This is a genomic window from Sphaerobacter sp. (assembly GCF_019683595.1).
Lineage (GTDB): Bacteria > Chloroflexota > Chloroflexia > Thermomicrobiales > Thermomicrobiaceae > Sphaerobacter.
Genome location: NZ_JADGHZ010000247.1, coordinates 1 through 3997 on the forward strand (window position 1 = coordinate 1; position 3997 = coordinate 3997).

3 protein-coding genes are annotated in these 3997 nt (G+C 67.6%); all 3 read right to left on the minus strand.

Annotated elements, in window-relative coordinates:
* Nucleotides 1–490: 490 nt before the first annotated feature.
* Nucleotides 491–1771: an aminotransferase class III-fold pyridoxal phosphate-dependent enzyme gene (locus IRZ30_RS16060; RefSeq protein WP_294086600.1), complete on the minus strand. Its 1281-nt coding sequence runs from the start codon at nucleotides 1769–1771 to the stop codon at nucleotides 491–493.
* 35 nt (nucleotides 1772–1806) lie between these two features.
* Nucleotides 1807–2943 (minus strand): M20 family metallopeptidase, encoded by a 1137-nt coding sequence (locus tag IRZ30_RS16065; RefSeq protein ID WP_294086602.1) that lies wholly within the window; start codon nucleotides 2941–2943, stop codon nucleotides 1807–1809.
* A gap of 62 nt (nucleotides 2944–3005) precedes the next feature.
* Entirely contained in the window at nucleotides 3006–3623 is a 618-nt protein-coding gene (locus IRZ30_RS16070) for an NYN domain-containing protein (RefSeq protein ID WP_366945370.1), read from the minus strand.
* Nucleotides 3624–3997 lie beyond the last annotated feature (374 nt).

Consider the following 3997-nt stretch of genomic DNA (forward strand, 5'->3'; position numbering starts at 1 on the left):
GCTCCGCCGCCCGGCGCGGGGCGCCGGCCGGCTCCGCTCAGGATGACAGCCGTGCCGGAACGGGTGGCGGGAAGACGAGAATACTTCGTCAAACTCCATAAGCCGCCGGGCTAGGACGCGAAGCCCACTGATGGGGCTGGGGACACGGTGCCCGCTGGGAGGCCGAATCGCGTCAGCCCAGGTGTGAGACAAGCGAGCCCCTTCAGTGGGCTTTTCATATTCAGCCCGGCGGCTTTAGCCCCGGGCATGCGCCACGGCGTAGGATCCTTCCCGCCACCCACCCCCCGGCACGGGCCGATCGCGTACATCCATGTAATTCGTCAAACTCTATGAGCCCCGGGCACATGCCGAGCGGCGGGAATCCTGCCGCCGCTCGTCCGCCTGTACGTGGTCTCGCGCTCGCGAGGAAGCGTTCCTGCCTCGGACCGGTTGCCGCCGGCTCCTCGCGACGATGAGGAGCCGGCGGCGTTCGGCCGGATCGTCGTACGTGTTAGCTCACGCTCTTGACCGCGTCGGCGAAGACGTCCAGGAACTCCTCCGCCTGCTGCTGGTTGATGACCAGCGGCGGAATGACGCGGATGACCTGGTCGCTCGTCCCCGCGCTGATGAGGAGGGTGCGGCGCTCCTGAGCGCGGCGGATGACTTCCGAGGCGGCGGCACCGTTCGGCGCCCCGTCGGGAGTGACGAACTCTACGCCGATCATCAGTCCCATGCCGCGCACATCCCCGATGACCGGGAACTCGCTCTGCATCTCGCGAAGCTGTGCCATCAGGAACTGGCCGATGCGGGCGGCGTTGCCCGGCAGATCCTCGTCCCGCATGACCTCGAAGGTGGCCACGCCGGCGGCGCAGGCGACCGCGTTGCCGCCGTACGTGCCGCCGTGCGCACCGGGCGCCCAGCGGTCCATCAGGTCGCGGGAAGCAACCACGGCGCTGAGCGGCAGGCCGGACGCGATCCCCTTGGCCACCGTCACGATGTCGGGCACGATGCCGAACTGTTCGAAGGCCCACATCGTGCCGGAGCGGCCGACGCCGGTCTGGATCTCGTCGGCGATGAGCAGGATGCCGTGTTCGTCGCACAGCCGGCGCAGGCGCTGCATGTAGCGCTTGGGTGCCACCACGTAGCCGCCTTCACCGAGCATCGGCTCGATGATGATGGCGGCGACGTCGTCCGGCAGAACCTCGGTCTCGAACAGCGCCTCCAGGTCGGCGAAGTAGGCGTCCTCGGCCTGGTCCGGTGGGAGGTTGTACGGATTGCGGAACGGGTTCGGATAGGGCGCGCGGTAGATCGACGGCACGAGCGGCTCGTAGTGCGCGCGCACCTTGGCCCGCGACGACGTCAACGCCATGGCGAGGTGCGTGCGGCCGTGGAACGCGCCACGGAAGGAGATGATCGCCGGGCGTCTGGTGGCGATCTTGGCCAGTTTGATCGCGCCCTCAATCGCCTCCGCACCCGAGTTGCTGAAGAAGACCTGGTTCAGCGACGGCGGCATGGTCTCGGTGATGAGCTGAGCCAGGCGCATCATCGGCTCGTGCGCCAGGATGTTCGCCTGGGCATGGATGATCTTCCCGGCCTGCTCCCGGATGGCGGCCACCACGCGGGGATGGCAGTGACCGGTGTTGGTGACGGCGATGCCGGAGGTGAAGTCGGTCCAGCGCTCACCGTGAATGTCCCACACGTAGATCCCCTCGGCGTGGTCCACCACAACCGGGGAGTAGCGCGACAGAACCCGTGGGATCAAGGCAGAGGGGTCGAGGTCGTGACCTGGCATCGTTTTCTCCTCTCGCTACTGATTCATCAAGCAGGTCATAGCTCCGTCAAGAGGCCGGTAAGCAGGGCCGCCCGCTCGACGAGCCCCGTGATACTAATGTGTTCGTGCTCGGCATGGCCGCCGTCGCCCGGGCAGCCGAGCCCGTCGATGGTCGGCACGCCCAGCGCGGCGGTGAAGTTGCCGTCGCTGGCTCCGCCGGTGCCTCCCTCCTGGATGTCGAGCCCGAGGGACGCGCCGATCTCCCGGGCACGCTCGAATGCGGCGACGATGGTGGGGGTCCGCTCCATCGGTGGCCGGTTGAGACCGCCTTCGACCGTGACGCTCGTCCCCGGGTGTCGCGGGCGGGTCTGGAGAATGGCGGTCACGACGCGTTCGGCCTCGGCCTGGCTCGACACGCGGAGGTCGATCTCGGCGACCGCCTCGGCCGCGATGACGTTCGGTCGCGTGCCGCCGTGGACCACCCCGACGTTGACGGTGGTCCCCAGTGCCAGATCGGTCAGGCTGTGCAGGTAGAGGATCTGGTTGGCGAGCTCCTGGATGGCGCTCGCACCCTTCTCCGGGTCGGCGCCGGCATGGGCGGCGATGCCGGTGATGCGCATGGTGAACATCCCGACGCCCTTGCGGAAGGTCTTGAGTTTTCCTTCCGGCGGGATCGGGGGTTCCAGGCAGAGGACGTAGGCACTACCCCGCGCCAGCTCCTCGATCAGTGGGCGCGAGACCGGGCTGCCGACCTCCTCTTCGGTGTTGATGAGCCACTGGATCGGGCGATGCGGCAGATCGCGCTCGCGGATGAGGCGCACGGCCTCCAGCATCATCGCGACGCTGGCTTTCATGTCGAAAATGCCGGGACCACGGGCGATGTCGCCTTCCACGCTGAAGGGCTTGCGCTCGATGGTCCCGAGCGGCCAGACGGTGTCGATGTGGGTCATGACGAGCAGGGGCTTGTCGTCCGCGTTGCCGTTACCGCCCCAGCGGGCGACAGTCAGGTCGCCGTACTCACGCTGGGGATGTACCTCCACGTCCGCGCCGAGCGCCCTACACTGCTCCTGGAGGTAGGCGGCCAGCGCATCAACCGCCGCCTTGTCGGTGCTGGGTGACTCGCGGCGGACGATCTCCCCCACGGTCGCGAGGAGGTGCTCGCGCCGCTCACGCATCGCCTCGACCAGCGTCATTGTCCTTCCTCTCCCGTGACTGATCCCCGAACTCACATCCGTCCCAGCCAGTGGGGTGCGGCTCAGAACTCACCCGGCCGCCCGTTGCGATCCTCTTGCGACGGTTCGGGTGCCGCTCGCGACACGCCCTCCGGTGGCATGCCAGGCAGGCTCGGCGCTTGATTCGCACGCTCCAGCGCGAAGACGTGGAGGTTGGCCTCCAGGTCGATGTAGCGATCGGCGATCTCCATGAGATCCGTGGCAGTGTAGCGCGGCGTGGACGCGATCTCGACCCGCAGTCCGAGGCGCTGAGCGCGGTCGACCAGGTAGGTGAAGTCGCCGTCGCCGCTCACGATGACGGCCACATCGATGTACGGTGCCTGGGAGAGAAGGTCGACGGCCAGTTCCATGTCCAGGTCGCCCTTGCTGGTGCCGTCACTGTAGCGCCGCAGCGTCTTGGTGATGACGCGGAAGCCGTTGCGTCGCAGCCAGGTGAGAAAGGGGACGGCCGTGTTGTCGTCTGGCGCTACCGCCATGTAGGCGTAGGCGCGGTGGAGGCGCCGTCCTCCGACGATGAAATCGAGCAGCCGTGTGTAGTCGATCTTGATGCCTAAGTCTCGTGCGGCGAAGTAGAGGTTGGACATGTCGAAGAATACAGCAACCTTGTCGAATTGATCAGGTCGACACATAGGCTTGTCCATCCATCATGCCGGCTGGGTAACGTCGTGTTGGCTGCTGGCCCAATCGGGCACTCCTGCCCCGGCGGGAGGGGTCAGGTCGAACTCGGGTGACACGGCTCGGGCGCGCAGCGCTCCGGTCAGGCGTGGCGGCGCGGGCAGGGACCAGAGTCTGAACGACAGCCAGTCCACGGGCGACGCCACCCTGCGAGCCAGAAGCTACTCGTCATCCGCGCGTTTGCGGGCCTCGCGCTCCCGCAACTGCTTGTAGTACTTCTTGGGCTTCGGCATCGGACGACTTTCCTCAGCCTCGCGCCTGGCCGCGGCCGCGGCCGCGGCGGGGGTGGGGTGGGGGGGGCGCCGGGGCGGGGGGGGGGTCGGTGGGTTATAAAAATCAG

What these genes read in the sequence shown, in the direction of transcription:
- IRZ30_RS16070 (WP_366945370.1), bottom strand. Translation starts at nt 3,623, where the DNA reads ATGGACAAGCCTATGTGTCGACCTGATCAATTCGACAAGGTTGCTGTA.
- IRZ30_RS16060 (WP_294086600.1), bottom strand. Translation starts at nt 1,771, where the DNA reads ATGCCAGGTCACGACCTCGACCCCTCTGCCTTGATCCCACGGGTTCTG.
- IRZ30_RS16065 (WP_294086602.1), bottom strand. Translation starts at nt 2,943, where the DNA reads ATGACGCTGGTCGAGGCGATGCGTGAGCGGCGCGAGCACCTCCTCGCG.